Annotated in this window: 26 protein-coding genes, 1 pseudogene and 1 riboswitch; of the genes and pseudogenes, 8 read left to right on the top strand and 19 right to left on the bottom strand. The window is 74.7% G+C overall.

Annotated features, from left to right (window positions below; genetic code table 11):
• The first annotated feature begins 18 nt into the window (after window positions 1–18).
• From H6H00_RS13415 to H6H00_RS13405, 3 genes are read left to right on the top strand one after another with little or no spacing between them, the layout of a single operon-like run.
• Window positions 19–774, top strand: coding sequence for a TrmH family RNA methyltransferase (locus H6H00_RS13415; RefSeq protein ID WP_185721586.1), 756 nt, complete (start codon window positions 19–21; stop codon window positions 772–774).
• A gap of 43 nt (window positions 775–817) precedes the next feature.
• The gene (locus H6H00_RS13410) at window positions 818–2038 is read left to right on the top strand and encodes an alpha-hydroxy acid oxidase (protein WP_185721585.1); all 1221 of its coding nucleotides are present in this window, start codon (window positions 818–820) and stop codon (window positions 2036–2038) included.
• 43 nt (window positions 2039–2081) lie between these two features.
• On the top strand, window positions 2082–2339 hold the full coding sequence (locus H6H00_RS13405) for an antitoxin (RefSeq protein WP_185721584.1): 258 nt from the start codon (window positions 2082–2084) through the stop codon (window positions 2337–2339).
• Window positions 2340–2415: 76 nt separating this feature from the next.
• On the opposite strand, the gene H6H00_RS13400 is transcribed toward H6H00_RS13405, so the two are convergent.
• Window positions 2416–2790 carry an HAD-IA family hydrolase gene (locus H6H00_RS13400; protein ID WP_185721583.1) on the bottom strand — a complete coding sequence of 125 codons (375 nt, stop codon included), beginning with the start codon at window positions 2788–2790 and terminating at the stop codon, window positions 2416–2418.
• Between the two features lie 103 nt (window positions 2791–2893).
• Here H6H00_RS13400 and H6H00_RS32280 point away from each other — a divergent pair, with 103 nt between their 5' ends.
• Window positions 2894–3388 carry an Rv3235 family protein gene (locus tag H6H00_RS32280; protein WP_255425731.1) on the top strand — a complete coding sequence of 165 codons (495 nt, stop codon included), beginning with the start codon at window positions 2894–2896 and terminating at the stop codon, window positions 3386–3388.
• A gap of 123 nt (window positions 3389–3511) precedes the next feature.
• Here H6H00_RS32280 and H6H00_RS32275 read toward each other — a convergent pair.
• The 5 genes and pseudogenes from H6H00_RS32275 to H6H00_RS13375 all read right to left on the bottom strand — a co-directional run.
• Window positions 3512–3751: pseudogene (locus H6H00_RS32275) on the bottom strand (MarR family transcriptional regulator); the annotation flags it as partial.
• Window positions 3752–3892: 141 nt separating this feature from the next.
• Window positions 3893–6865 (bottom strand): preprotein translocase subunit SecA, encoded by a 2973-nt coding sequence (secA, locus tag H6H00_RS13390; RefSeq protein ID WP_185721581.1) that lies wholly within the window; start codon window positions 6863–6865, stop codon window positions 3893–3895.
• 163 nt (window positions 6866–7028) lie between these two features.
• Window positions 7029–7703, bottom strand: a complete 675-nt coding sequence (gene hpf / locus H6H00_RS13385) for a ribosome hibernation-promoting factor, HPF/YfiA family (RefSeq protein ID WP_185721580.1) — start codon at window positions 7701–7703, stop codon at window positions 7029–7031.
• Between the two features lie 244 nt (window positions 7704–7947).
• A complete protein-coding gene (locus H6H00_RS13380) occupies window positions 7948–8589 on the bottom strand; it encodes a ComF family protein (protein ID WP_185721579.1) in 642 nt (213 codons plus the stop codon).
• 75 nt (window positions 8590–8664) lie between these two features.
• Complete coding sequence (locus H6H00_RS13375) at window positions 8665–9114, bottom strand: SRPBCC family protein (RefSeq protein ID WP_185721578.1); 450 nt, start codon at window positions 9112–9114, stop codon at window positions 8665–8667.
• A 51-nt stretch (window positions 9115–9165) separates the two neighbouring features.
• Between H6H00_RS13375 and H6H00_RS13370 the strand changes: the two genes are divergently transcribed.
• Window positions 9166–9687, top strand: coding sequence for a MarR family winged helix-turn-helix transcriptional regulator (locus H6H00_RS13370; RefSeq protein ID WP_185721577.1), 522 nt, complete (start codon window positions 9166–9168; stop codon window positions 9685–9687).
• Here H6H00_RS13370 and H6H00_RS13365 read toward each other — a convergent pair.
• The 8 genes from H6H00_RS13365 to H6H00_RS13330 form a co-directional block, all read right to left on the bottom strand.
• Window positions 9675–11411, bottom strand: a complete 1737-nt coding sequence (locus tag H6H00_RS13365; protein ID WP_185721576.1) for an LpqB family beta-propeller domain-containing protein — start codon at window positions 11409–11411, stop codon at window positions 9675–9677. The genes H6H00_RS13370 and H6H00_RS13365 overlap by 13 nt on opposite strands.
• Window positions 11408–13138 carry an MtrAB system histidine kinase MtrB gene (gene mtrB, locus H6H00_RS13360; RefSeq protein WP_185721575.1) on the bottom strand — a complete coding sequence of 577 codons (1731 nt, stop codon included), beginning with the start codon at window positions 13136–13138 and terminating at the stop codon, window positions 11408–11410. The genes H6H00_RS13365 and mtrB overlap by 4 nt, the downstream gene beginning before the upstream one ends.
• A 10-nt stretch (window positions 13139–13148) precedes the next feature.
• Entirely contained in the window at window positions 13149–13826 is a 678-nt protein-coding gene (gene mtrA, locus H6H00_RS13355) for an MtrAB system response regulator MtrA (protein WP_221775865.1), read from the bottom strand.
• A gap of 106 nt (window positions 13827–13932) precedes the next feature.
• Window positions 13933–14565, bottom strand: a complete 633-nt coding sequence (locus H6H00_RS13350) for a dTMP kinase (protein ID WP_185722420.1) — start codon at window positions 14563–14565, stop codon at window positions 13933–13935.
• 11 nt (window positions 14566–14576) lie between these two features.
• The gene (locus H6H00_RS13345) at window positions 14577–15452 is read right to left on the bottom strand and encodes an alpha/beta fold hydrolase (protein WP_185721574.1); all 876 of its coding nucleotides are present in this window, start codon (window positions 15450–15452) and stop codon (window positions 14577–14579) included.
• Between the two features lie 27 nt (window positions 15453–15479).
• Window positions 15480–15947 carry an NUDIX hydrolase gene (locus H6H00_RS13340; protein WP_185721573.1) on the bottom strand — a complete coding sequence of 156 codons (468 nt, stop codon included), beginning with the start codon at window positions 15945–15947 and terminating at the stop codon, window positions 15480–15482.
• Window positions 15948–15989: 42 nt separating this feature from the next.
• Window positions 15990–17492 (bottom strand): adenosylhomocysteinase, encoded by a 1503-nt coding sequence (ahcY, locus tag H6H00_RS13335; protein WP_185721572.1) that lies wholly within the window; start codon window positions 17490–17492, stop codon window positions 15990–15992.
• A 67-nt stretch (window positions 17493–17559) separates the two neighbouring features.
• A riboswitch (S-adenosyl-L-homocysteine riboswitch) is annotated at window positions 17560–17644 on the bottom strand.
• A 91-nt stretch (window positions 17645–17735) separates the two neighbouring features.
• Complete coding sequence (locus tag H6H00_RS13330; protein WP_255425730.1) at window positions 17736–19043, bottom strand: glutamate mutase L; 1308 nt, start codon at window positions 19041–19043, stop codon at window positions 17736–17738.
• A gap of 108 nt (window positions 19044–19151) precedes the next feature.
• Between H6H00_RS13330 and H6H00_RS13325 the strand changes: the two genes are divergently transcribed.
• Both H6H00_RS13325 and H6H00_RS13320 read left to right on the top strand, forming a co-directional pair.
• A complete protein-coding gene (locus H6H00_RS13325; RefSeq protein ID WP_185721570.1) occupies window positions 19152–20792 on the top strand; it encodes a long-chain fatty acid--CoA ligase in 1641 nt (546 codons plus the stop codon).
• A gap of 60 nt (window positions 20793–20852) precedes the next feature.
• Window positions 20853–21635, top strand: coding sequence for a sulfite exporter TauE/SafE family protein (locus H6H00_RS13320; protein WP_185721569.1), 783 nt, complete (start codon window positions 20853–20855; stop codon window positions 21633–21635).
• A gap of 19 nt (window positions 21636–21654) precedes the next feature.
• On the opposite strand, the gene H6H00_RS13315 is transcribed toward H6H00_RS13320, so the two are convergent.
• From H6H00_RS13315 to H6H00_RS13300, 4 genes are all read right to left on the bottom strand, one after another.
• Entirely contained in the window at window positions 21655–22350 is a 696-nt protein-coding gene (locus H6H00_RS13315) for an iron-sulfur cluster assembly protein (protein WP_185721568.1), read from the bottom strand.
• Window positions 22347–23366 carry an amidohydrolase family protein gene (locus H6H00_RS13310; protein ID WP_185721567.1) on the bottom strand — a complete coding sequence of 340 codons (1020 nt, stop codon included), beginning with the start codon at window positions 23364–23366 and terminating at the stop codon, window positions 22347–22349. Before H6H00_RS13310 ends, H6H00_RS13315 begins: the two co-directional genes overlap by 4 nt.
• Before the next feature lie 115 nt (window positions 23367–23481).
• Complete coding sequence (locus H6H00_RS13305) at window positions 23482–24204, bottom strand: FadR/GntR family transcriptional regulator (RefSeq protein ID WP_185721566.1); 723 nt, start codon at window positions 24202–24204, stop codon at window positions 23482–23484.
• Window positions 24201–25016: a glycoside hydrolase family 16 protein gene (locus tag H6H00_RS13300; protein WP_185721565.1), complete on the bottom strand. Its 816-nt coding sequence runs from the start codon at window positions 25014–25016 to the stop codon at window positions 24201–24203. The genes H6H00_RS13305 and H6H00_RS13300 overlap by 4 nt, the downstream gene beginning before the upstream one ends.
• A 24-nt stretch (window positions 25017–25040) precedes the next feature.
• On the opposite strand from H6H00_RS13300, the gene H6H00_RS13295 reads away from it, so the two are divergent.
• Window positions 25041–25604 (top strand): nucleoside/nucleotide kinase family protein, encoded by a 564-nt coding sequence (locus H6H00_RS13295; protein ID WP_185721564.1) that lies wholly within the window; start codon window positions 25041–25043, stop codon window positions 25602–25604.
• Here the strand turns inward: H6H00_RS13295 and H6H00_RS13290 are convergent.
• On the bottom strand, window positions 25580–26107 hold the full coding sequence (locus tag H6H00_RS13290; protein ID WP_185721563.1) for a GNAT family N-acetyltransferase: 528 nt from the start codon (window positions 26105–26107) through the stop codon (window positions 25580–25582). The two genes, H6H00_RS13295 and H6H00_RS13290, sit on opposite strands and share 25 nt — an antisense overlap.
• Between the last annotated feature and the right edge of the window lie 12 nt (window positions 26108–26119).

Raw genomic sequence — 26119 nt, 5'->3', positions numbered from 1 at the left:
CGATCCTAGGCTGCGCGGGTGCCGGACCCCCGATCCCCGAAGGACACCTTCATCACCGTCTACGGGCGCAAGCCCGTGCAGGAGGCGCTGGACGACCCCGACCTGCGGGTCGACAAGGTGATCGTCGCCGAGGGGCTGCGCGGCGAGCCGGTGCGCACCATCCTCGACGCCGCCCGGTCCCGCGGGGTGCCCGTGCAGCGCGCCTCCGCCCACCGCGTCAAGGTCCTCGCCGGGAACGGGCGCCACGACCAGGGCGTGCTCGCCGACGTCGTCGCGCCGCGGATGGCGCCGGTCGCGGAGTTCCTCGACGACCTCGGACCCGGCACCCCGGCCACCGTGCTCGTGCTCGACCGGGTCACGAACCCCGCCAACGTCGGCATGATCCTGCGCAGCGCCACCGCAGCCGGGCTCGACGGCGTGCTGCTCGCCCGCCGCGGCGTCCCCGCGATCGACCCGCTCGTCGTCAAGGCGTCGGCGGGGGTGGCGTTCCGCGCGCCGGTGCTGCGCTCGGGCACCGTCGAGGAGGGCTGTGCGGCGCTGCGCGAGGCCGGGTTCGTCCTCTACGGCCTCGACGCCGGCGGGTCGTCCCTGCTCGACGCCGACCTGCCGCCGCGGGTGGCCCTGGTGCTCGGCAACGAGAGCGACGGGCTGTCGGAGACCGTGCACCCGTACCTCGACGGCGTCCTCGCCATCCCCATGCACGGCGGCGTGGAGTCGCTCGGCGTCGCCAGCGCCGGGGCGGTCGCGGCGTTCGAGCTGGCCCGCCGGCGCTAGCCGGGGGCCTGCCGCGGGCGGCGCGGCCACCTACCCTGGGGGCATGGTCCAGCGCCGGTTCCCCCGCCCGTCCGAGCTCGCCCCGCTGCTGCGCCCCGCGCCGATCCGGTGGAACGGCACCGACCGCCGGCTCGCGGGGGCGGCGAGCATCGCCGACCTGCGCCGCATCGCGCGGCGCCGCACCCCCCGCGCGGTGTTCGACTACACCGACGGCGCCGCCGACGGGGAGCTCTCGCTCAACCGGGCCCGCGAGGCCTTCAACCGGGTCGAGTTCACCCCCACCGTGCTGCGCGACGTCTCCGCGGTCGACCTGGGCCGCGACGTCCTCGGGCAGCGCTCCGCCCTGCCGTTCGCGTTCGGGCCCACCGGGTTCACGCGGATGATGAACCACGAGGGCGAGCGGGCCGTCGCGGCCGTGGCGGAGCGGGTCGGCATCCCGTACGCCCTGTCGACGATGGGCACGACGACGATCGAGGACGTCGCCGCGGCCGCCCCGGGGGCGCGCAAGTGGTTCCAGCTCTACCTGTGGCGCGACCGCTCGGTGGCCAAGGACCTCGTGCAGCGCGCCGCCGACTCCGGCTACGACACGCTCATGCTCACCGTCGACACCCCCGTCGGCGGCGCCCGGCTGCGCGACGTCCACAACGGGCTGACGATCCCGCCCGCGCTGTCGCTCAAGACGTTCGTCGACGGGGCGATGCACCCGAACTGGTGGGGCAACCTGCTCACCACCGAGCCCCTGACCTTCGCCAGCCTGGAGTCCACCGAGGGCACCGTCGCCGACCTCATCAACCGCGTCTTCGACCCGGCGCTGACGATGGACGACGTCGACTGGCTGCGCGGCACGTGGCCGGGCAAGCTCGTGATCAAGGGCATCCAGAACGTCGACGACGCCCGCCGCGTGGTCGACGCCGGGGCCGACGCGGTGCTGCTGTCCAACCACGGCGGGCGCCAGCTCGACCGCGCCCCGGTGCCGCTGGAGCTGGTGCCGCCCGTCGTCGACGCGGTGGGCGACCGCGCCGAGGTGTGGGTCGACACGGGCATCACCCACGGAGCCGACATCGTGGCCGCGATCGCCTTCGGCGCGCGGACCGCGCTGATCGGGCGCGCCTACCTCTACGGCCTGATGGCCGGCGGGCAGCGCGGCGTCGAGAAGGCGGTGGAGATCCTCACCGGCGAGATCACGCGGACGATGCAGCTCATGGGGGTCAACAGCGTCGACGAGCTCCGGCCGTCACACGTCCGTCTACGCCCGATCGGGTGAATCCCGGCGTGCATTCGACGGCGATCCACGCCAAGGTGCGGATATGAGCTTCCTGGACAAGGCCAAGGACCTGTTGAACCAGCACGACGACAAGGTGGACCAGGCCCTCGACAAGGCCGGCGAGGCCGCCAAGGGCCGGTTCGCGGGCCACGAGAGCCAGATCGACGGCCTCGTCGACCAGGCGCAGCAGCGCACCGGGGCCGGCGACACGACCCGGCAGGCGCCGCCCGCCCCCGCCGACGGGGCGCCGGCCGACGAGCAGCAGCTCGAGACCCCGCCCCCCGCCCCGCCGCAGCAGTGACCGACCGGCCGTAGCGGCCGGCGGGACACCGGGCCCGCGTCCCGGCGGCACTCCGCCGCCGGGGCGCGGGCCCTCCTCATGCCAGGCCGAGGAGCACCTCGACCTCGTCGAGGGTCGAGTCCGGGTCGACGTGGTGCACGACCACCGCCCCCGCGGCGCGGGCCCCGCGGACGTTCGCCGCCAGGTCGTCGACGACCACGCACTCCTCGACGCGCAGCCCGAGCCGCTGCGCGGTCCGGCGGAACACCTCGGGGTCGGGCTTGCGCACCCCGAGCGCCGGGCCCAGGACCACCACGTCGAACAGGGCGGCGACCTCGTCGGGGACCACGTGCGCGTCGGAGACCAGCGCCGTCGGGCAGCCGGCCGCGCGGGCCCGCCGGACGAGGTCGAGCACGTCGGGGCCGTCGGTGAGGACGCCGCCGAAGTCCATGACCAGCCCGCGCAGCGACATCCGGCGCACGGTACCGGCCCGGACCGTCCGGGGCCGGACGGTACGGACCCGAACCGCTCGGAACCGCCCCGGCCGACCCCGGGACCGGCGCACCGTCGACACCGTGACCAGCACGCTCTCGCCCGCCGGCCCCGCGGCCGCTCCCCCCGCCGCCGCGACCTGCCCGGCCCCCACCCGACCGTGCCTGCGCACGGTGTCCTACGAACCGGCCCCCGGCACCACCGCGGCGCCCGTCCGCGCCCGGCCGGAGCCGCCGCCGGTGACGGCCGGGGCGGCGGAGGCACCGCCCGGGGCCCGGGACGCGATCGTCCGGTTGCTCCGGCTGGGCTGCGAGGTCCTCGACGGGCGGCGCCCGGCCGGGCAGCTCGCCGCGCACTCCGCGGAGGAGGTCGTGCGGTACTGGCGGGTGGTGGCCGCGCGGCGCCCGGGCGGCGGGCGGTCACCGGCCCGTTTCCGCCGGGTCCGGCTCTGCCACCCGCGGCCCGACGCCGCCGAGGCGGCGCTGGCCGTCGAGCTCGACGGGCAGGTGCGCGCCCTGGCGGCCCGCTTCGACCTGCAGGACGGCCGGTGGCGCTGGACGGCCGTGCGCATCGGCTGACCGTCCCGCCACCGGTTCGTCGCCCGCCGGTTCGTCCAGGGCCGTCAGCACGGACCGGAGGTAGCCGCGGACCTCGGGCGGGGGCGGCGGGACCCGCGCCCGCAGCTCGCGGGCGACGGCGGCGAACGCGTCGAGGTACCGCTCCCGCCCGGCCCGGGTGACCCGGACCCGCACGACCCTGCGGTCGACCGCGTCGCGCTCCCGCACCACCTGCCCGGCCCGCTCCAGCGCGTCGACGACGGGGGTGAGCGTGGCCGGGGCGACGCCCAGCTCGGCGGCCAGCTCCCGGTGCGCCGCCGGACGGCCGCGGGCGAGCACCCCGAGCACGCCCAGCGACGTCGGGCTGAGGCCGTGGGCGGCCACGGCGCGGCGCAGGACGCGGTCGACGGCCTGCCCGGCCCGCGGCAGGAGCAGGTCGAGCTCCGGGGGGACGGGGGTGCCGGTCACGCCCCGCACGCTAGGACCAGCGGCCCCCGCGGCGGGGCGGTTCGGGCGAAGTGGCCCCTAGGGCCGCGCCGCCGTGGACGACCCGTGGCACTGCTTGTACTTGCGGCCGGACCCGCACGGGCACGGCCGGTTGCGCGACGGCTCGCTCTCGCTGCGCGCCGCGCTCCGGCCCGCCCGCCCGTTGCCGCCGCGGGTGACCGTGCCCCCGTCCTCGGTGGGACCGCTGTAGCGCAGGTCCGCAGGGCGGGCGCCGGTGAACGCGTTGGGCAGCACGCTGGTGGCCGCCGCGTCGTCGACCGCGGCGGCGGGCGCCGCGGGCTCGGGGCGCCGACGGCGACCCGTCGGGCGCGCCGGTGCGGCGGGCACGCCGGTCGCGGGCGTCGCGGGCTCGGTGGCCGGGGCCGGCTCGACCGCGACGGGCGCCGGCTGGGCCGCAGCGGGCTGGGCGGCAGCGGGCTGGGCCGCAGCGGGCTGGGCGGCGGCGTCGGCCGGGGGCTGCGCCGGGGCCGCGGCCTGCACCTTCACGTTGAACAGGTGCCCGACCGTCTCCTCCTTGATGCCCTCGAGCATCGCGGAGAACATGTCGTAGCCCTCGCGCTGGTACTCGATGACCGGGTCGCGCTGGGCCATCGCGCGCAGCCCGATGCCCTCCTTGAGGTAGTCCATCTCGTAGAGGTGCTCGCGCCACTTGCGGTCGATGACCTGCATGAGGACCTGGCGCTCCAGCTCCCGCATGCCGCCCTGGGCGCCGATCATCGCGTCGATCTCGGCCTCGCGGCGGGCGTACGCGGCGCGGGCGTCCTCCAGCACCGCGGCGATCAGGACGTCCTTGGTGAGGTCGCCCGGGTCGTCGAGGTCGCCATCGTCGTCGGAGTCGGCCAGGTCCTGCCAGCGGATGCCGACCGGGTACACGGTGCGCAGCGCCGTCCACAGCTTGTCGAGGTCCCAGTCCTCGGAGTAGCCCTGGCCGGTCTCGCCGTCGACGTAGGCGGTGACCACGTCGGTGAGCATGTGCTCGATCTGCTCCTGGATGTTCTCGCCCGCGAGCACCCGGCGCCGCTCGGAGTAGATGACGGTGCGCTGCTGGTTGAGCACCTCGTCGTACTTGAGGACGTTCTTGCGGATCTCGAAGTTCTGCTGCTCGACCTGCGTCTGCGCGCTGCGGATGGCCTTGGTGACCATCCCCGCCTCGATCGGGACGTCGTCGGGGAGGTTGAACCGGTTCATGATCGACTCGACCATGTGCCCGTTGAACCGGCGCATGAGCTCGTCGCCGAGCGAGAGGTAGAACCGCGACTCGCCCTGGTCGCCCTGACGGCCCGACCGGCCGCGGAGCTGGTTGTCGATGCGCCGCGACTCGTGCCGCTCGGTGCCCAGCACGTAGAGCCCGCCCGCCGCCTTGACCTCCTCGGCCTCGGCGGCGACCTGCGCCTTCATCGTGGCGACGGCGTCGTCCCAGGCGGCCTCGTACTCCTCGCGGGTCTCGACCGGGTCGAGCCCGCGGCGGCGCAGCTCGAGGTCGGCGAGGAACTCCGGGTTGCCGCCCAGCACGATGTCGGTGCCGCGACCGGCCATGTTGGTGGCGACGGTGACGGCGCCGGCGTGCCCGGCCTGCGCGACGATCGCGGCCTCGCGCTCGTGGTGCTTGGCGTTGAGGACCTCGTGCGGGACCTGCCGCTTGACCAGCAGCTTGGACAGGTACTCGGACTTCTCGACGCTCGTGGTGCCCACCAGCACCGGCTGCCCGACCTTGTGCTTCTCGGCGATGTCGTCGGCGACGGCCTCGAACTTCGCCTCCTCGGTCTTGTAGATGAGGTCGGGCTGGTCCTTGCGGACCATGTCCTTGTTGGTGGGGATCGGGACGACGCCCAGCTTGTAGATCTGGTTGAGCTCGGCGGCCTCGGTCTGCGCGGTGCCGGTCATGCCGGAGAGGCGCTCGTAGAGGCGGAAGTAGTTCTGCAGGGTGATGGTGGCCAGCGTCTGGTTCTCCGCCTTGACCTCCACGCCCTCCTTCGCCTCGATCGCCTGGTGCATGCCCTCGTTGTAGCGGCGCCCGGCCAGCACGCGGCCGGTGAACTCGTCGACGATGAGGACCTGCCCGTCGCGGACGATGTAGTCCTTGTCCTTCTTGAACAGCTCCTTGACCTTGATCGCGTTGTTCAGGTAGCCGACGAGCGGGGTGTTGGCGGCCTCGTAGAGGTTGTCGATCCCGAGCTGGTCCTCGACGAGGGTGACGCCCTCCTCCGTGACGCCGACGGTGCGCTTGCGCTCGTCGACCTCGTAGTGGACGTCCCTCTTCAGCATCGGCGCCATCCGCGCGAACTCCTGGTACCACCGGGCGCTCTGCTCGGCCGGCCCGGAGATGATCAGCGGCGTGCGGGCCTCGTCGATGAGGATCGAGTCGGCCTCGTCGACGACGGCGAAGTTGTGGCCGCGCTGCACCATGTCGGCCTTGTTCCAGGCCATGTTGTCGCGCAGGTAGTCGAAGCCGAACTCGTTGTTCGTGCCGTAGGTGATGTCGGCCTTGTACTGGCCGCGGCGGATCAGCGGCGGCATCTCCGAGAGGATCACGCCGACCGACAGGCCGAGGAACCGGTGGATGCGGCCCATGCTCTCGGAGTCGCGCTTGGCCAGGTAGTCGTTGACCGTGACCAGGTGCACGCCCTCGCCGGAGATGGCGTTGAGGTACGCGGGCAGCGTCGAGGTGAGCGTCTTGCCCTCACCGGTCTTCATCTCCGCGATGTTGCCCAGGTGCAGCGCGGCCCCGCCCATCAGCTGGACGGTGAACGGGCGCTGGCCGATCGTGCGGCGGGCGGCCTCGCGGACGACGGCGAAGGCCTCGGGCAGCAGCTCGTCGAGGGTCTCGCCGTCGGCGAAGCGCCCGCGGAACTCGTCGGTCTTCGCGCGCAGCTCGGCATCGGTGAGCCCCTCGACATCGGGCTCGAGCGTGTCGATGTGCGCGGCGATCCGGCCCAGCCGCTTGACCAGCTTCGTCTCTCCGGCGCGCAGCAGGCGGTCCAAAAGCGGCACAGCTCGACCTCATTCACGTCGCGGTCAGGTCGCAGCACGCCGGCCGGAGGCCTCGCGCTGCCCGTCCAGGGTAGCGAAGCTCCCGGACCTGCCTGCACAACGCCGAGGGGGCGGCCTGCGTTCCGTCGGAACGCGGGCCGCCCCCTCGGGGTCGGTGGACGGGCTATCTGCCGAGCCGGATGACTCCGTAGTCGTAGCCCTTGCGCCGGTAGACGACGCTCGGCTCGCCGGTCTCGGCGTCGGCGAAGAGGTAGAAGTCGTGTCCGACGAGCTCCATGCGGGACAGCGCGTCGTCGATCGACATCGGATCGGCCGTGTGCACCTTGCGCCGCACCACGCGGCCGGGTACCGGATCGTCGTCGGTGGCCTCGGGCGGGAGGTGCTCGTGGGTCACGTCGTCGGCGGCGTCGCGCGGGAACGGGATGTCGACCGCGGCCCCGGTGTCGAGGGCGTCGATCGGCGGGGCCTCGTCGAGGACGGCTGTGCCCCGGCCGTTCGACGACCCGCGGCCGACGAGGACCCTGGTGCGCCGCCCGGTGACCCGGCGGCGGTCGTGGGACCGGCGCAGACGCGCCTCCAGCTTGGCCACGCAGGCGTCGAGGGCGGCGTAGAAGTCCTGCGCGCAGGCCTCCGCCCTGGCGACGGGGCCGCAGCCCCGACCGGTCAGCTCCACGCGCTGACACGTCTTGAGCTGTCGTCGGTTGGGTTCGTGGAAGAGCTCCACCTCCAACCCGACGATCTTGTGGTCGTAGCGTTCCAGGCGAGCGACCTTCTCGGCGACGTGCACCCGGAAATGCTCGGGCACCTCGACGTTACGGCCGGTGACAACGATCTCCACGCAGACTTCCCTCGCTCTCAGCGTCGGGTTGGCGGTGCAGTTCGTGCCGGGGCTCTCGTGCCCCGGCGCCGGGCTCTTCCTCCTCTGCTGACCGTGGTGGCCAGTGGGTGGGTCGGATGGGAAGGGACGGTAGCCGGGATCACAGAGGTGCAACAGGTCCGTGCGGTGAGTGACCCCGAAGCGTGTGGTTGCGCTCGGTGACATTCCCCGGACAGGTGCCCGACGGTACGATTCCACCCGCGATTCATGATCCACATGCACCGGACGCGTCGCACAGCACGAGCGCGCCGTCGACCCGGACCCCCGCCTCCCGCAGGACCGCGGCGCAGGTCCGCAGCGTCGCCCCGGTGGTCACGACGTCGTCCACGAGCAGCACCGGCAGCCCGTCCCCCGGGACCCCGACCGGACGGACGCGCACCCGGCCGCGCAGGTTGGCGGCCCGCTGCGCGGCGTCGAGGCCCACCGAGTCGGCCGCCCGGCCGTCCAGCGCCAGCACGGGCGCGACCCGCACCCCGGGCCGCGCGTCGGCCACCGCCCGGCACAGGCGCAGCACGTGGTCGCCGCCGCGGGCCCGGGCCGCCGGGGCGCGCGACGGGGCGGGCACCAGCTGCGCCGCACCGGTCAGCCCGGAGCCGAGCGCACCGGCGAGCGCGCCGGCGAGGTCGCGGCGGCCGCGCTCCTTGTAGCGCAGCAGCGCGGTGCGCAGCGGGCCCGCGTAGGGCCCGGCGGCGAGCGTCGGCGGCAACCCGGCGAGCCGGACCCGGCGCGGTGCCGCGATCGCCGCGGCGCACGTCGGGCACCACCCGGGGTCGGGGGCGTCGCAGCCCGCGCACCCGCCCGGCAGCACCAGGTCCAGCAGCGCGGCCCCGAGGCCCCGGACGTCCATCCCCGCACTGTGCCGGGCCCGCGGCGGCGCCGCGCGGGTTGTCCACAGTGTCCACCCGACCTGTGGACAACCCGGTCAGCCGACCTCGACGCCGGACTCCACCAGCGCGCGCAGCCGGGCCAGGTCGCCGCGCAGGCCGCGGCGCAGCAGCACCCGCAGGACCGGGGCGAGGACCCGCTCGACCCCGTGCGGGCGGACCCGCAGCTCCAGCCGGACCGTGCACCGGTCGGGCCCGGCGTCCGTCACGGTCCGGGACCCCGCGGCGTCGACCCCGTCCGTCGTCCGCCAGGTGAACGTCCGGCCGGGCCCGACGCTCCCCACGACACCCGCGTTGCGGTACGCCCGCCCGGCGAAGCGCATCCGCTCGTCGGTCGTCTGCCCCGGCCGCACCGGCCCGGCGGGTGCGGGGTCCATCGCCGCGACGCCGGCCCGCCACCGCGGGTCGCCCGCGTAGTCGGCGACCACCGTCCACACCTGCGCCGCCGGCCGGGCGACGTCCACCTGTTCCGCGATCTCGATATTCATCGACGAAAAGTATGACATCGAAATATACGGCGTCAAGGGTAAGGTTCGCCCATGCCCGAACCGGACGCCGTCGACCGCGTGATCGCGCAGTGGCGCCGCGAGCGCCCCGACCTCGACCTCGCCGCGATGGCCACGATCGGCCGGCTGGGTCGCCTGGCCGCGCTCGCCAGGCCGCTGGTCGAGGCCGGTCTCGCGCCGCACGGCCTCACCACCGGCGAGTTCGACGTGCTGGCCGCGCTGCGCCGCGCGGGCGAGCCGTTCACCCTCACCCCGACCGTGCTGGCCCGCACGCTCGTCCTCTCGCCCGCGGCGATGACCCACCGCCTCGACCGGCTCGAGGCCGCCGGGGCGGTGACCCGCGAGCTCGACCGCGGCAACCGCCGCAGCGTCCCGGTCACGCTCACCCCCGAGGGCCGGGCGCGCGTCGACGCGGCCGTCACCGACCACGTCGCCACCGAGGAGCGCCTGCTCGCCGCGCTGTCCCGGCCGGACCGCGACCTCCTCGACGACCTGCTGCGCCGCCTGCTCGCGGGCCTGCCCGGCCCCCCTGACCGGCCCGGTCAGCCCGGGTAGAACGGGACGGCGTCGGGGGCGCCGCCGAGCACCTGCCGCCACGCGTCCTGGTCGCCGCCCGCGAAGCTCCACACCCCGGTCTGGTCGGTCACCAGGAACGGCCGGCTGGGTGCCGCGGCCACCGCCCCGAGCGGCGGCGTCAGGTTGTTGACCAGCAGTCCCTGCACCGACAGCCCGTCGACCGAGACCTGCGCGACGAGCCGGTCGGGCCGCCGGGTGATGGCGACGACCTGCTCCGAGGACCGCCAGTCGGCGCTCACGACCTCGCCCAGGTCGTCCGGGCGCAGCCGCCGGATGTTGCGGACGGCCGCCTCGCCGTCGATGCTCCGCGTCACCGCGGCGGTGTAGAGCCCGCCCGCGACGACCGCGACGACCCGCATCCCGTCGCGCGAGAGCCGCAGGTCCTGGATCGGGCCGAACGCGGCCAGCTCGTCGGCGTTGACCTGCCCGGTGCGCAGCCCGCCCGCGCCGTCGACGAGGACGCGGGCCACCGTCGTCGCGTCCAGGACGGTCCAGACCTCGCTGCCGGTGGGCGTCCACGACGGCCGGGTCATGTCGACCGCGCTCAGCCCGACCTCGGCGACGCCGCCCTCGGCCCCGCCCCCGACCAGCAGCAACCGCCGCCCCGCCGAGCGGGCGACGGCCGCGAGCCGCTGCCCGTCGACGGTCGTGGCCGCGGACTCGACGTCGTAGCCGCCGTTGCCGAGGGGGCCCGGCAGCTCGGAGGGGCTCGCCCCGAACCCGCGCAGCCGCCCGCCCGCCGCGACGAGCGCGGGCACGTCGGCCCCGGGCTGGGCGTCGCCGGTGAGGTCGGCGAGGTCCTCGCGGCTGATCTCGGGCCGGTCGGGCAGCAGCGCGATGCCGTCGACGAGCAGCCGGACGCGCGCGACGTTGACGTCGGCGAGGGACAGCACGACCTGGGCGGCGAGCAGCCTGCGGCCGACCTCGTCGAGGTCGCCGACGCGCGTCAGGTCGACGATCAGCGCACCGGACTCGGCGAGCGCCACGTTGGACCGCAGCCGCGCCTCCGGGCCGAGCTGCGAGCCGGCGGCCCCGAGCAGCGCCCCCGACGGCCCGGCCAGCAGCAGCTCCATCACCCGCGCGGCCTGCGCGCGCGAGGGGAACGCGGGCAGGTAGCGCAGGTCGGGCACCACGACGCGGCGGGTGGGGTCGACGAACCAGGTCCGGACGTCGCGGTAGCTCGTGCGGAACTCGTCGAGCGGGACGACGACGCCGTCGGGGAGCTCGGAGATGCGCCACTGCCCGTCGGTCCGCACGACCGTGACGTCGATCTGCACCGGGGACTGCTCGGGCTCGAAGGCCCCCGACGGCGTCACCCGGCCCACCGAGCTGCCCCGGATCCGGATGCGCGTGAGGTCGGTGGACGGGTCGGGGGCGCCGGGCGAGGGGACGGTGTCGAACTGGGAGTCCAGCACGGTGAAGCCCGCCCCGGCGTCCCAGTCCTGCGCGGTGCCGTCGGCGAGGAACTGCCGGGCCGCCGCGTGGTCGTCGGTGCTGCTGCCGGACGCCTCGACGAACCCGCGGACCAGGCCGCCCGCGTCGGTCCCGTCGACCGGGCCCGGCGGGAGCACCGGCGTCTCGCCGTCGGTGACGCGCCGCAGGATCTGCACCGGCGAGCTGCCCGGCACGCTCGCGCAGCCGGCGACGCCCGCCAGCGCGAGGAGCAGGGCCAGCGCGACGGTCGCGCGCCTCCCGCGGGTCATCGCTGCTCCTCCAGCTCGGCCACGTCGACCCCGTCCCCGGCCCCGTCCAGGTCGTCCCCGGCCACGTCGTCGCCGGGCAGCCACTGCGGCGCGGGCTCGACGACGGGTCGCCCGCGCGGCGGCGTCGGGACCGGACCGGGCGGGGTGTCCGCGTCGGGGCCGAGCGGGAGCGGGCTCTCGACCAGCGGCTCCCCCGCGACGCGCGGCAGCGTCAGCCGGAACGCCGCGCCCCGCCCGATCTCCCCCCAGGCCTGCAGCCAGCCGCCGTGCAGCCGGGCGTCCTCGACGCTGATCGACAGCCCCAGCCCGCTGCCGCCGCTGCGCCGCGCCCGGCTCTCCTCCGCCCGCCAGAACCGGTTGAACACCAGCGCGGCCTCGCCGGGCCGCAGCCCGACGCCCTGGTCGCGGACCAGCACGGCCACCGCCCGGTCGTCGGCGGCGAGGTGGACGCGCACCGGGCGCCCCTCCCCGTGGTCGACGGCGTTGGCCACCAGGTTGCGCACGATCCGCTCCACGCGCCGGTTGTCGATCTCGGCGTAGACGCCGTCGGGGAGGTCGAGGTCGAGCTCGGTGCCGGTCTCGTCGGCGATGCCGCGGACGGCCTCGACCGCGCGCAGGACCACCGACCGCACGTCGACGCGCTCGGCGACGAGGTCGGCGACCCCGGCGTCGAGCCGGCTGATCTCCAGCAGGTCGGCGAGCAGCGCCTCGAACCGGTCCAGCTCGGTGACCAGCAGCTCCGAGCTGCGGCGCAGCGCGGGCAGCAGCTCCTCCCGGGAGGCGTAGAGGACGTCGGCCGCCATCCGCACGGTCGTCAGCGGGGTGCGCAGCTCGTGGCTGACGTCGGAGGTGAACCGGCGCTGCAGCGCGCCGAACTCCTCCAGCTGGCGGATCTGGGTCTGGATGCTCTGCGCCATCTCGTTGTAGGACTCGCCCAGCCGCGCGAGCTCGTCGTCGCCCTGCACGCGCATCCGCTCGTCGAGGTGGCCGTCGGCGAAGCGCTCGGCGATCTCCGCGGCCTCCCGGACCGGGCGGACGACCAGCCGCGTCACGATGCTGGCGATCCCCGCGAGCAGCAGCAGCCCGCCGACGATCAGCGTGCTCTGCACCAGGCCGATCGTGCGCTGCTCGGAGTCGAGCGGGAACAGCATGTAGAACTCGAGGACCCGCGGCCCGGCGGTGCGCACCGGCTGCCCGACGACGAGCGTCGGCACCGCCGCCCCGTCCTGGACGATCGTGACGTACTGGCGGGCCAGCGTGCCGTCGTCGCCGACGTCGCGGCGCAGCTCGAGGGGCACCTCGTCGACCGGGCCGGACGAGACCTCCTCGCCGCCGTCGCGCCGCCCGGTGGTGAGCACGGCGCGGAACTCGCCCGCCGCGGTGGCCTCGCCGTCGGAGTCGGCGCTGGTGAGCTGGGCGAGGGCGTTGTTGAGCTCGCCCTCGGCGCCCTCGCGGTCGGGGTCGACGCCGGACAGGTCGCGCTCCAGCAGCGACACGCCCGCCTCGAAGCGCAGCAGGGTGTCGGCCTCCTTGCCCTGCACCAGCCGCTGCGCGATCTGGGTCTGCAGGACCAGGCCCAGCACCAGCACGACGGCGGTGGACAGGGCGAGCGTGCTGATGACGACCCGCAGCTGCAGCGACCGCCGCCAGACCGCTCCGGACGCCTCGGCCACCTCGGCCCCGAGCTGGCGGGCCTGGGCCAGCCCGTGGCGCACGCGGCAGGGCATCAGCCGGCGGTCACGGCGGGCCGGCCTTGTAGCCGACACCGCGGACGGTCAGCACGACCTCCGGGTGCTCCGGGTCGCGCTCGACCTTCGACCGCAGCCGCTGGACGTGCACGTTGACCAGCCGGGTGTCGGCGGCGTGCCGGTAGCCCCAGACCTGCTCCAGCAGCACCTCGCGGGTGAACACCTGCCGCGGCTTGCGCGCCAGCGCCACCAGCAGGTCGAACTCCAGCGGGGTCAGGGCGATCTGCTCGCCCTGGCGCTGCACCTGGTGGGCCGGGACGTCGATCGTGACGTCGCCGATGGCGAGCTGCTCGGCCGGCTCGTTCTCGGTGCGCCGGACCCTGGCCCGGATGCGGGCGACGAGCTCCTTGGGCTTGAACGGCTTCACGACGTAGTCGTCGGCGCCGGACTCCAGGCCCAGGACGATGTCGACGGTGTCGGTCTTCGCCGTCAGCATGACGATCGGCACGCCGGACTCCGACCGGATGGCCCGGCAGACGTCGATGCCGTTCATGCCGGGGAGCATCAGGTCGAGCAGGACCACGTCCGGGCGCAGCTCGCGCACGGCGGGGAGCGCGCGGGTGCCGTCGGCGACGACGGCGGTGTCGAAGCCCTCGCCCCGCAGCACGATGGTGAGCATCTCGGCCAGGGCCGGGTCGTCGTCGACGACGAGCACGCGCGACTTCATGCGGGCCAGCATCCCACCCGCTGGTCGCACCCCCGCGCCGACCCGTCCGACGCGTGCGGCGCGCCGCCGACGGCGGGTGGCCCGACCGGGCCGGTGGGCGTCGGGCCTACCCCAGCAGCCGATCGGCCAGCGCCGCGGTGTCGATCTCCGTGCTCCCGTCCAGGACGGTCCACGGCGCCAGCCAGGACGCCGCCGCGAGCTGGGCGTACACGGCGCCGGTGCGCTCCTGCAGCCCGCCGTCGGACTCGTAGACGTCGCGGTCGCGGCCGGGCTCGGTGCGCTCGCGGTGCGCGGCGCGGTCGGCCGCCACCTGCTGCGGCACGGCGAGCAGCAGGTGCTGGTCGGGCACGGGGATGCCGAACCGGTCGATCTCCAGCGCCCGCACCCACTCCACGAACTCCCCCGCGGCGTCCTGGTGCAGCCGCGCGGCGCCGTAGGCGGCTCCGGAGGCGACGTAGCGGTCGACGAGCACGACGTCGTGCTCGGCGACCGCGGCGCGCAGGCCGTCGGCGGCGGCGCGGCGGTCGAGCGCGTAGAGCACCTCCATGCCGTGCACCGAGTCGGTGAGGTCGCCGAGGCGGCCGTAGAGGGCGTCGCGGACCAGCTCCGCGTGGACGTCGTCGTCGTAGCGGGGGAACGCGAGGCCGTGGGTGCGGGCGCCGCGGGCGTGCAGCGCGGCCGTCAGGCGGTCGGCGAACGTGCGCTTGCCGGCGCCGTCCAGCCCCTCGACGACGACCATCCGGCCCGGGGTCACGGGCGCAGGAAGGTGCGCAGGGCCGCCAGGGTCGCCCCCGGCTGCTCCTCCACCAGGAAGTGGCCCGCGTCGACCGTGGCGCCGCGCACGTCCTCGCCGTACCCGCGCCAGACCTCCAGCGGGTCGATCGGGCTCGCCCCGACCACGCTGCGCGACCCCCACAGCGCGAGCAGCGGGGCGGTGACGCGGCGGCCGGCGTCGGCGCGGTCGTGCTCCAGGTCGATCGACGCGCCCGCCCGGTAGTCCTCCAGCATCGCGTGCCGGGCGTCGGGGTCGGCGAAGCAGCGCTCGTACTCGGCCAGCGCCTCCGGGGCGAACGCGTCGAGCCCCGATCCCCAGCCGCCGAGCAGCGAGTGCAGGTACCCGACGGGATCGGCCGCGATGAGGCGTTCGGGCAGGTCGGCGGGCTGGATGAAGAAGAACCAGTGGTAGTACGCGGTGGCCACGGCCTGGGTGACGTGGTCGTAGACGTGCGTCGTCGGGAGGATGTCGAGCAGCGCCGCGCGCGTGACGGCGGCGGGGTGGTCCAGCGCCGTCCGGTGCGCCACCCGCGCGCCGCGGTCGTGGGCGACGACCGCGAACTCCTCGTGGCCGAGCGCGCGCATCAGCCCGACCTGGTCGGCGGCCATCGCGCGGAAGGAGTACCCGGCGTGGTCCTCCCCCGACGCCGGGCGGCCGGAGTCGCCGTAGCCGCGCAGGTCGGGCGCGACGACGGTGTGGTCGCGGGCCAGCTCCGGCCCGATCACGTGCCACATCGCGTGGGTCTGGGGGAAGCCGTGCAGCAGCAGCACCGGCGGGCCGGAGCCCCCGTGCACCGCGTGGATCGGCACCCCGTCGATCTCGGTCACGACCCGCTGGAATCCGTCGAACACGTCCGGGACGCTACCGCCGTCGCGCGGTCAGCCCCGACCCGGCGGAACCGCCGCGCTGACCTGCCCCCAGCTCGCCGCGAAACCCGGGTGCAGCGGCAGCCCGTGCATCGCGTCGGCGGGCACCCAGCGCACCTCGATCGTCTCCGCGGTGAGGGCCGTCAGGTGCACCGGGGCGGCGACGCGGGCGATCACCGTGGTGTAGCTCCAGCCGCCGTGGTCGTCGACGTAGCAGCCCGTCGTCGCGACGTCGGCGGGGTCGAGGCCCGCCTCCTCCCCCGCCTCGCGCAGGGCCGCCTGCTCGGCGGTCTCGTCGCGGTTGCGGGCGCCGCCGAGGATCCCCCAGGTGCCGCCGTGGTGGCTCCACAGTGCGCGGTGCTGCAGCAGGACGCGGTCCTCGTGCCAGAGCAGCAGGCCCGCGGCCCCGTAGACCCCCCAGTGCCGGTGCCCCTGCTCGCAGCGGGTCCAGCCGTCACCGTCACCAGAGGGGAAGAGCACCCCGCCAGACTACGACGGGGTGCCCTCCGGGGCCGGGGTCGATCAGTAGCGGTAGTGCTCCGGCTTGAACGGGCCCTCGACGTCCACGCCGATGTACTCGGCCTGGTCCTTCGACAGCTTCGTCAGCTCGCCGCCCAGCGCCAGGACGTGGATCTTCGCGACCTTCTCGTCGAGGTGCTTGGGCAGGCGGTAGACGTCGTTGTTGTACTCCTCGTGCTTGGTGAACAGCTCCACCTGGGCGATGACCTGGTTGGCGAAGCTGTTGCTCATCACGAACGACGGGTGGCCGGTGGCGTTGCCCAGGTTCATCAGGCGGCCCTCGGACAGCAGGATGATCGAGTGCCCGTCCGGGAACACCCACTCGTCGACCTGCGGCTTGATGTTGATCTTGATGATGCCCGGGATCCGGCCCAGCCCGGCCACGTCGATCTCGTTGTCGAAGTGACCCACGTTGGCCACGATCGCCTGGTGCTTCATCCGCTTCATCGCGTCGGTCGTGATGATGTCCTTGTTGCCCGTGGTCGTCACGACGATGTCGGCCTTCTCGATCACCGAGTCCAGCGTCGCGACCTGGAAGCCCTGCAGCAGCGCCTGCAGCGCGCAGATCGGGTCGACCTCGGACACGATCACCCGTGCACCCTGCCCGGCCAGCGCGGCCGCCGAGCCCTTGCCCACGTCGCCGAAGCCGCAGACCAGCGCCACCTTGCCGCCGATCAGGACGTCGGTGGCCCGGTTGAGACCGTCGACCAGCGAGTGCCGGATGCCGTAGACGTTGTCGAACTTGCTCTTGGTGACCGAGTCGTTGACGTTGATCGCCGGGAACAGCAGCGACCCCTGCTCGGCCAGCTGGTAGAGCCGGTGGACGCCGGTGGTGGTCTCCTCGGTCACGCCCCGGATGTCGGAGGCGACCTTCGTCCAGCGCTGCGGGTCGGCGGTCAGCGAGCGGCGCAGCGTGTCGAGGATGATCCGGTACTCGTCGGAGACCGTCAGGTCCTCGTCCTCGACGGTCGGGACCACACCGGTCTTCTCGTACTCGACGCCCTTGTGGATCAGCAGGGTCGCGTCGCCGCCGTCGTCGAGGATCATGTTCGGGCCGACGACCTCGCCGGACTCGTCACGGAACAGGAACAGCTGCTCGGTGCACCACCAGTACTCCTCCAGCGTCTCGCCCTTCCAGGCGAACACCGGGACGCCCTTGGGCTCCTCGGGGGTACCGGAGCCGACGACGATCGCCGCCGCGGCGTGGTCCTGGGTGGAGAAGATGTTGCAGGAGACCCAGCGGACCTCCGCGCCCAGGCTGACCAGGGTCTCGATGAGCACCGCGGTCTGGATGGTCATGTGCAGCGAGCCGACGATCCGGGCGCCGTGCAGCGGACGCGCCTCGGCGTACTCGGTGCGCAGCTCCATCAGACCGGGCATCTCGTTCTCGGCCAGCCGGATCTCCTTGCGGCCGAACTCGTGGAGCGAGAGGTCGGCGACGGCGAAGTCGATGCCGTTGCGGTTCTGCAGCTTGCCGGTGGGGTCGGCGGTGGTGTCGACGGACATGACGGTGTGACGCCTCCTGGAGTACTTCGATGACGGCGGCTCGCGGGAAGGGTGCGGGCAGCCTCTGTGGTCAGAGGCGCCCTTCTCACCCCGGCCCGAACTTCCCCGAGCGTGGCGGACCCGTGGGGTCCGTCGCAGCGCCTCTCGGGGAACGGCTACGCCAGTGCACGACAAGCCTGGCCGCGGGCGCGCCGCCGTGTCAACCCGACGTGGCGGAGCCGACGTCCGGGGCCGCCGGCGGGCTCAGCCCAGCAGGTGGTCGCGCAGCAGGGCCTCCGCCGCGTCGGTGCGGCCGTGCGTGGCGAGCAGCCCGGCCGGCGCCACGGTGAAGTCGGAGTCGACGACCACCTCGACGTCGGCGAGCGCGGAGGCGAGCACCGGGTCCGACCGCAGGGTGGCGATCACCGCGGCGAGGCCGTTGCCCGGCCCGCGCTGGCGGAACACGCCCCCGGTGAGCACGACGAGCCCGATGCCGTCGGCCGCCCCGGCCTCGGCCCGCAGGTGCCTGCGCACGGCGACGACCGACGCGAGCGCGGCGATCCGGCGGTCCTCCGCTGCGCTGCCCGCGTTGCTCGGCACGTAGCCGACCTCGCTGGCCATCCGCGCGACGGTGGGGGCCAGCAGGTCGGCCTCCACCGGGTCGACGACGCCCTCGGCCTGGCCCTCCAGGAGCACCCCGCCCGCCGCGGCGCGGACGCCGAGATCGCCCTCGACGGTGCGCCGTGCGCCGCCCTCGGCGCCGTCGCGGCCGTCGGCGGAGTGGACGTCGGTCGTGGCGCACCCGACGTCGACGAGCAGGACGCGGTCGCGCCGGATGCGCGCGAGCTCCGCGGCGCCGCGGCCCACGGCGTCGGGGGTGACCACCCGCACCAGCCGCCGGAAGCGGGGGGCGACGGCCGGGCCGCGGCCGCCGAGGGCGTGGCGCTGGTAGAGCGCGACGAGTGCGGCGCGGGCCGGGCCGGGCACGATCTCCCCGAGGCGGGGCAGCACGTTCTCGCAGCTCACGACGGTGCGGCCGGTGGCGAGCAGGGTGGCGAGGGCCTCGGCGCGGCCGTCGGCGTTGCCGGCGAGCAGGATCGGCGGGCGGATCCGGGCCCTGGCGAGGCGGCCCGCGTTGTGCAGCAGCGGGGCCGGGTCGTCGCCGTCGGACCCGCCGAGGAGCAGGACCACGCCGGGCTTGGCGTTGCGCAGCGCGCGGACGTCGGCCGGCTCGAGCGGGCCCGAGTGGACGTGCACGACGTGCGCCCCCGCCGACACCGCGACGCGGTGCCCGGCCTCGGTGGCCGTGAGCCGGTCGGACCCGACGACGGCCAGCCGCAGGCCGCCGCCCGCCGACGAGCAGGCCAGCAGCTCCGGCTCGTCGGCCGACCCGCCGACCGCCGAGACCGCGCGGACCGTCGCGTCCATGCCGGCCAGGACGTCACCGGTGGTGGTGGGGTGCTCGGCGAACCCGCCCAGCCCGCCGTCGGGGTGGACGAGCACCGCCTTGGTCCACGTCGACCCCACGTCGAGGCACACCGCGGCGGCGGTGCGGGGGCGGGCGGGCGTCACGACGGTCGAGCCTAACGGGCCCGGGCCCGGTGAGCGCATGGTCAGCCTCCGGCGACCCGGGTAGGTTCCGCGGAGACCTGGTTCACATCTCGCCGCCCGGGAGTCACGATGCTCGGCCTCATGCAGGACCGCCCCCTCACCCTCACCCACGTGTTCCACCGGGCCGAGCAGTACTTCGGGCACAAGGACGTCGTCACCGCGGCCGCCGACGGCGAGTCGAGCACGACCATCGCCGAGTGGGCGGTGCGGGTGCGCAGGCTCGCGACCGTCCTCGACACCCTCGGCGTGTCGGGCGACGGCCGGGTCGGCACGTTCTGCTGGAACACGGGCCGCCACCTGGAGCTCTACCTGGCCGCGCCGTGCACCGGCCGCGTGCTGCACACCCTCAACATCCGGCTGTTCCCCGAGCAGCTCGTCTACATCGCCAACCACGCCGAGGACGAGGTCGTCTTCGTCGACCGCTCGCTGGTCCCGCTGCTCGCGCCGCTGGCCGACAAGCTGGAGACGGTCCGGACCTTCGTCGTGATCGACGACGGCGCCGACGTGCCGGTCCCCGACGGCTGGCTCGACTACGAGGAGCTGCTCGCCGCGGCCGAGCCCTTCGCGGGCACGTTCGTCGTCGAGGACGAGAACACCGCAGCGGCCATGTGCTACACCTCCGGCACCACGGGCAACCCCAAGGGCGTGGTCTACAGCCACCGCTCGGCGGTGCTGCACTCGCTGATCACGCTGACGGCCGACGCGTTCGGCCTGTCCGAGCGCGACGTCGTGCTGCCGGTGGTCCCGATGTTCCACGCGAACGCCTGGGGCCTGCCCTACGGCTGCCTGCTCGCCGGCGCGACGATGGTCTTCCCCGGGCCCAACATGACCCCGCAGGCGATCGTCTCGATGCTGGAGCGGCACCGCGTCACGATCACCGGAGGGGTCCCCACCATCTGGATGGGGATGCTGCCGCTGACCGAGGGCCGCGACCTGTCGGCGCTGCGCCAGATCCTCTGCGGCGGCTCGGCGGTGCCGCGGTCGCTGTCGGAGTCCTACCGGGAGAAGGTCGGCATCCCGATCACGCAGGCCTGGGGCATGACCGAGACCAGCCCGATCGCGACGATGTCCACCCCGCGCAGCCACCACGACGCCCTCACCGAGGACCAGCGCGCCGACGTCCGCGCCCGTCAGGGCCAGCCGGCGCCGTTCGTCGACATCCGGCTCGTCGACCCCGACACCGGCGAGGTCCAGCCCTGGGACGACGTCGCCACCGGCGAGATCCAGGCCGCCGGGGCGTGGATCGCCAAGGAGTACTACCGCGGCGAGGGCGGCGGGGCCCAGTTCACCGAGGACGGCTGGCTGCGCACCGGCGACGTCGGCACCGGCGACCGCTACGGCTTCGTCCGGCTGGTCGACCGCACCAAGGACCTCATCAAGTCCGGCGGCGAGTGGATCGGCTCGGTCGAGCTGGAGAACGAGATCATGGCGCACCCCAAGGTCGCCGAGGCCGCGGTCATCGCGATCCCGAGCGAGCGGTGGGTCGAGCGCCCGCTCGCCTGCGTCGTGGTGGCGCCCGGGGAGACCGTCACGGCCGAGGAGATCATCGAGTTCCTCACGCCGCGGGTCGCGAAGTGGTGGCTGCCCGACGCGGTGGAGTTCATCGACGAGGTGCCGAAGACGAGCGTCGGCAAGTTCTCGAAGAAGACGCTGCGCGAGAAGTTCGGCGGGTACCAGGTGGCCGGGCCGACGAGCCACGACGGGGCCTGACCGCCCGCGCCCACGGGGCGGGCCGCGGGACCGGGGATCCGCTGGGCGAGGATCCGCGGCATGGATCCGCGGGTCGCGCTGCTGGCGTTCGGCGCCGGCCTGGTCGTGGCCGTCGTCACGACCCCGGTCGGCGTCTCCGGCGCGGTGTTCCTGCTCCCGGTCCAGCTCGACGTCCTGCGCGTCCCGAGTCCCGCCGTCACCCCGACCAACCTGCTGTTCAACGTCGTCTCCACGCCCGGGGCGCTGCTGCGCCACCGCAGCACCGGGTCGCTCACCGGGCCGCTGACCCGCCGGCTACTGGCGGGGACGCTGCCCGGCGTCGTGATCGGGACGGTGGCGCGGGTCCACCTGGCCCCCGGCGACCGCGTCTTCCGGGTGCTCGCCGCCGCGGTCCTGCTGCCGCTGGGCCTGTGGCTGTGCACCCGCCGCCGGGACCGGCCACCGCGGGCGCACCCGATCGGCTCCCGGGCCGTCACGGCGATGGGCCTCGCCGCGGGCGTCGTCGGGGGCGTCTACGGCATCGGCGGCGGGTCCCTGCTCGGGCCGCTCCTGGTGGGGGCGGGGCTCTCCGTCGCGACCGTCGCCCCGGCGGCCCTCGCGACCACCTTCGTCACCTCGGTCGCCGGGGTCGGCACCTACGGGCTGCTGTCGCTGACGACGCAGGGCCCGGTCGGCCCGGACTGGGGCGTCGGGCTCCTCTGCGGGGCCGGCGGGCTGATCGGGGGCTACCTCGGGGCCCGCCTGCAGCCGCGGGTCCCCGAGACGGCGCTGCGCGTCCTGCTCGGCGCGCTGGCCGTGGGCCTGGCGGTCGTCTACCTCGTCCGGGCGGCCCACGCGGGCTGAGCCCGCGGGGACCACCCGGTCAGGATCCGACGGCCGGGTAGCGGGTGCGCAGCAGGTCCCTGCAGTACGCCCCGTTCGCCTCGATGCCGACGCGCTGCAGCCGCGCCCGGCGCAGGTGCAGCGGCACCTGCGCCGCGGTGACGCCCGTGCCGTCGGCGTGCAGCAGCAGCGGCGCGTCGTCGCCGTGCGGCAGCCCCAGTACGGCGCGGCGGTGCCGCATCCGGTCCAGCTCGGCCGACGCCGGCACGTCACCGAGCACGGTGGCGGCCAGCTCGTCCGGCCCGGCCCCGCCGTCGACGAGGCTCCGCGCCACCCGGTCCTGACCGGCCAGCGCGGCCTTGCGGAAGAACCGCCGCCGCAGCTCGTCGAGCTCGGCGGTGGCCTCGCCCTGGTCGGAGCCCGCGAACGCCCCGACGAACCCGGACTGCGCCGCCACGCCGCCGTTGATCTCGGTGGAGGCGTGGTGGTCGGCCAGGGTGACGTCGGCGCGCGTGACGCCCGCGACCGCCGACACCGCGTCGTAGGCGTCGGCGACCATGAGGAACGAGAAGTTCGGCGCGCAGAAGAACGTGGGCAGCCGCAGCACGACGGTGGCCACCCCGTCCCCGGACACGGCGCACGACTCGACGAAGCCGAGCCCGGTGACGGGCTCGTCCAGCTCCGGGTCGAGCACCGTGTCCAGCGCGCGCCACACCCGGGCGCGCAGGTCGTTCACGCCATGGCCCCCGCGGCCTCGTCGAGCCGCAGCTCGGCCGGCACCGGGATGTCGTAGAGGCGCGCGGCGTTGAGGCCGAGGATCTTCTTCTTGGTTGCCGTGGTGAGCTTCGCGTAGTCGGCGAACTGCTCGTCGTCGGGCATCTGCCAGTCGACCAGGCCCTCGACCTGCCACTTCGGGGTCCAGATGTTGTAGTCGCCGCCGAAGAGCATCTTGTCCTCGCCGACCCAGAACAGCAGCTCGCCCATGACCTTCGCGAACATCTTGGGCCGGGCGTGCATCAGGCCGCCGACGACGACCGAGAGCCCCGCGTAGACGTTGGGCTCCTGCACCGCCATGAAGCAGAAGTCCTCGATGCGCGGCAGCCCCACGTGCTCGACGATGAAGTTGAGCTCCGGGAAGTCGGTGGCGGCGTGGTCGACGTCGGCGACGTCGAACGCGTCCTTGTCCAGCGGCCAGATCGTCGGGCCCTTGTGGACGTGGATGTTGCGGATGCCGAGCTCCTGGGTCCGCTCGAGGAAGCGGTAGCACTCGGGGTCGGTGAGCTTGTAGCCGCGGGAGTCGCCGTTCCACTCCGCGGTGTAGAGCTTCACGCCCTTGAACCCGAACCTCTCGTGGTCCTCGGTGAACTCCGTCCAGCTCGCCTCGCCGTCGCGGGCGTCCCAGCGGCCGTTGACGATCCACCGGTCGCCGTACTTCTCCAGCAGCGCCGCGTTCTGGTCGGCGGTGTTGAAGCCGTCGCGGTACCACTCCCGCAGGTAGGTCGACTGGAAGACCGTGTGGTCGACGTGGCCCTCGACGAAGACGTCCCGCTCGACGTCCTCCGGCGTCGGCCGGAGGAACTTCTCGTAGTCCCAGTGGGTCTCGGGCGGGCCGAGCTGGTGGTAGCCGTAGAAGCAGTCGATCCAGCCCTTGGCGTAGTGCTCGGCGCCGGGCACCCAGTTGTCCCGTCCGGCGTTCCAGAAGTGGCTGTGGGAGTCGACGACGAAGTACTTCTCGCCGTTCTTCTCGTACATGGGGGCTCCTCGCGTCGGTGGTGGTTCCCGGCACCCATGACAGTCAGTCCTCAGACGTCTGACAACCCGCTTCCTTCTCGCTATGTGATAAAAGCGACACTCATCAGATGTCTGGTCAGGTCGAGCGGAACAGCTCGATGATCACGTCGAAGTTCTCGATCGTGGCCGCGGCCGCCGCGGCCGGGTCCCCCGCGCTGATCGCGTCGAACAGAGCGGCGTGCTCGTCGGCGGTGTCCGGCAGCGGCTCCTGGTCCACCAGCGCGGCGAGGGCGTGGCCCAGCGGTTCGCGGAACTGGTCGAACAGCGCCAGCAGCAGGGAGTTGCCCGTGATGGCGACGACGCACCGGTGGAACTCGGTGTCGGCCTCGACGAAGGCCGCCGTGTCGCCGCCGACCGAGCGCTGGCGCCGCTCCAGCGCCGCCTTCAGGGCCAGCACGTCGTCCGGCCCGGCGTTCTCCGCCGCCAGCCGCGCCGCCTCGACCTCCAGCGCCCGCCGGACCTGGTAGACCTCCACGATCCGGGCCCGGCGCACCAGCTGGGAGGTGTGCGCGTGGTCGTCGCGCGTCAGCCCGGGGACCTCGGGCCGGGGCGGGTCCTCGGCGGCGAACGTCCCGGAACCCTGCCGCACGACCAGCAGCCCCTCGCGGCTGAGCACCCCGATCGCCTCCCGCAGCGACGACCGGCCCACCCCCAGGTCGCGGGCGAGCGCGGCCTCCGACGGCAGCCGCTCACCGGGCTGCCACCGGCCGTAGGCGAGGTCGTCGCGCAGGGCGTTCTCGACCCGCTGCACGACGCTGCCGTGGCCGAGCCGGCGGGTCGGCGGATCGGCGGCGGTCACGCGGTCCTCCTCGTGGGCGGCTGGGCCGGGGGCGGGTCGCCGTCCGGCGGCCGGATCGGCGGGCCGGTCCCGACCACCCGGCGCACGACCAGCTCCGGCGGCGGCTCGACGGTCCCGGGGACCGCCCGGTCCGGGAAGTCGAACAGGCCGATGATCAGCAGCATCGGGTACGCCGGCGACTGCGCCGAGCGGCGGACGACCTCGCCGTCGACGAGGAAGTCGACGCCGTCGGGGCGCCGGTCGACCGCGTACCGGTGGAGCTGCGCCACGTCGATCGCGCGGTGCTCGGCGGAGAACTCCTCGTGCAGCGCCGGGTCCCGGAACGGGTGGATGCCGGTCCCCAGCGCGGCGCCGCGGTCGTCGATCGCGTCCCCGAAGACCTCGACGAGGCAGATCTCGCCGCACCGGTCGGGCCGGTCCTCCATGCCGATCAGCCAGGCGGAGAACATCGACCGCGGCCCGAGCACGGCGCGGCACTCGACCTCCACCCTCCCGTGGAGCGGCACGAAGCCGCGCGACTCCGGCTGCTCCTCGCGCACCACCAGGCCCTCGCGGAAGGGCTGCTGGCCCCGCGTGCTCCCGACCGGGCCGGACCAGTTACCCGACTGGACGGCCGACACGCGCAGGGGCGGGTGGTGCAGGTCGGGGCACCACACGGGATGGTCGTCGGGGATCGACAGCCGCAGGCCCTCCTCGTCGACCCGGTAGCTCGCCGCGGCCGCGGCCCGCGAGCTCCACGCCGGGAGGTAGGAGGGGGTCCAGACCGACCGGTCCAGCTCCGGGGGCGGGAAGCGGTCGTCGAAGGCGCTCACGACCGGCGACACTAACCTCCCCCCGTGGACCTCGACCCGCTCGTCGCCCGGGTCCGGGCCGCCGCGCCGCGGTGCGGCGGCACCCGGCTGGTGTGCGTCGACGGGCCGTCGGGGTCCGGGAAGACGACCCTCGCCGGGCGGCTGGCCGCGGAGCTGGCCTGCCCCGTCCTGCACCTCGACGACGTCTACCCCGGCTGGGACGGCCTCGCCGCCGCGGTGCCGCTGCTGCACGACGGGGTCGTCGCACCGCTGGTCGCGGGCCGGACGGCGACGTACCGGCGCTGGGACTGGACGCGGAACGGGTTCGCCGGGACCGTGACGATCGGCCGCCCGGAGGTGCTGGTCGTGGAGGGCGCGGGCAGCGGGGCGCGGGTCATCGCCGCGCACGCGGTGCTGCTGGTGTGGCTGGAGGCGCCGCGGGCCGAGCGGTTCCGGCGCGGCATCGCCCGCGACGGGGAGACCTACCGGCCGCACTGGGAGCGCTGGGCCGCGCAGGAGGAGGCGCACTTCTCCGCCGAGGGCACCCGCGACCGGGCCGACGTCGTCCTCGACACCGGCCCTGCTCAGCGCACCACCGGGCGCTCATAGCGGCTGACCAGCGGCTGCCCCGACGACCAGCGCACGTGCTCCAGCGGGATGAGCACGTCGCCGCGGTGCTCGAACCCGGCGTCGGCGTAGTAGGCGCGCAGCCGGGTGTTGGCGGCGTCGCAGTCCAGCCGCATCCGGTCGCGGCCGTGGCGGCGGATCTCGCCGTCGATCCAGTCGAGCAGCGTGCCGCCGATCCCGGCGTGCCCGCGGCGGACGGCGAAGCGGTGCAGGTACCCGGCGCTCCCGTCGTCCTCGCCCGCGGCGTCGACCCAGAGCGGATCGGTCCACTCCAGCGCGAACGTCGCCACCGCCGCGTCGCCCGACTCGGCCAGCCACATCCGCCCCGATCCCAGCGACGGCTCGACGTACTCCGGCCGGAAGGCGGCCGGCCACTGCGCGACGCCGCGGGCGGCGAGCCAGGCCGCGGCGTCGTCGAGCACGGCGAGCACGGCGGGCCCCTCGTCGGGCCGGGCGGGGCGGACGGTGACCGGGTCGGCGATCATCACGCGATCCTG

This window comes from Pseudonocardia petroleophila (genome assembly GCF_014235185.1).
Classification (GTDB): domain Bacteria; phylum Actinomycetota; class Actinomycetes; order Mycobacteriales; family Pseudonocardiaceae; genus Pseudonocardia; species Pseudonocardia petroleophila.
This window is presented reverse-complemented; position numbering and strand designations above follow the sequence as displayed.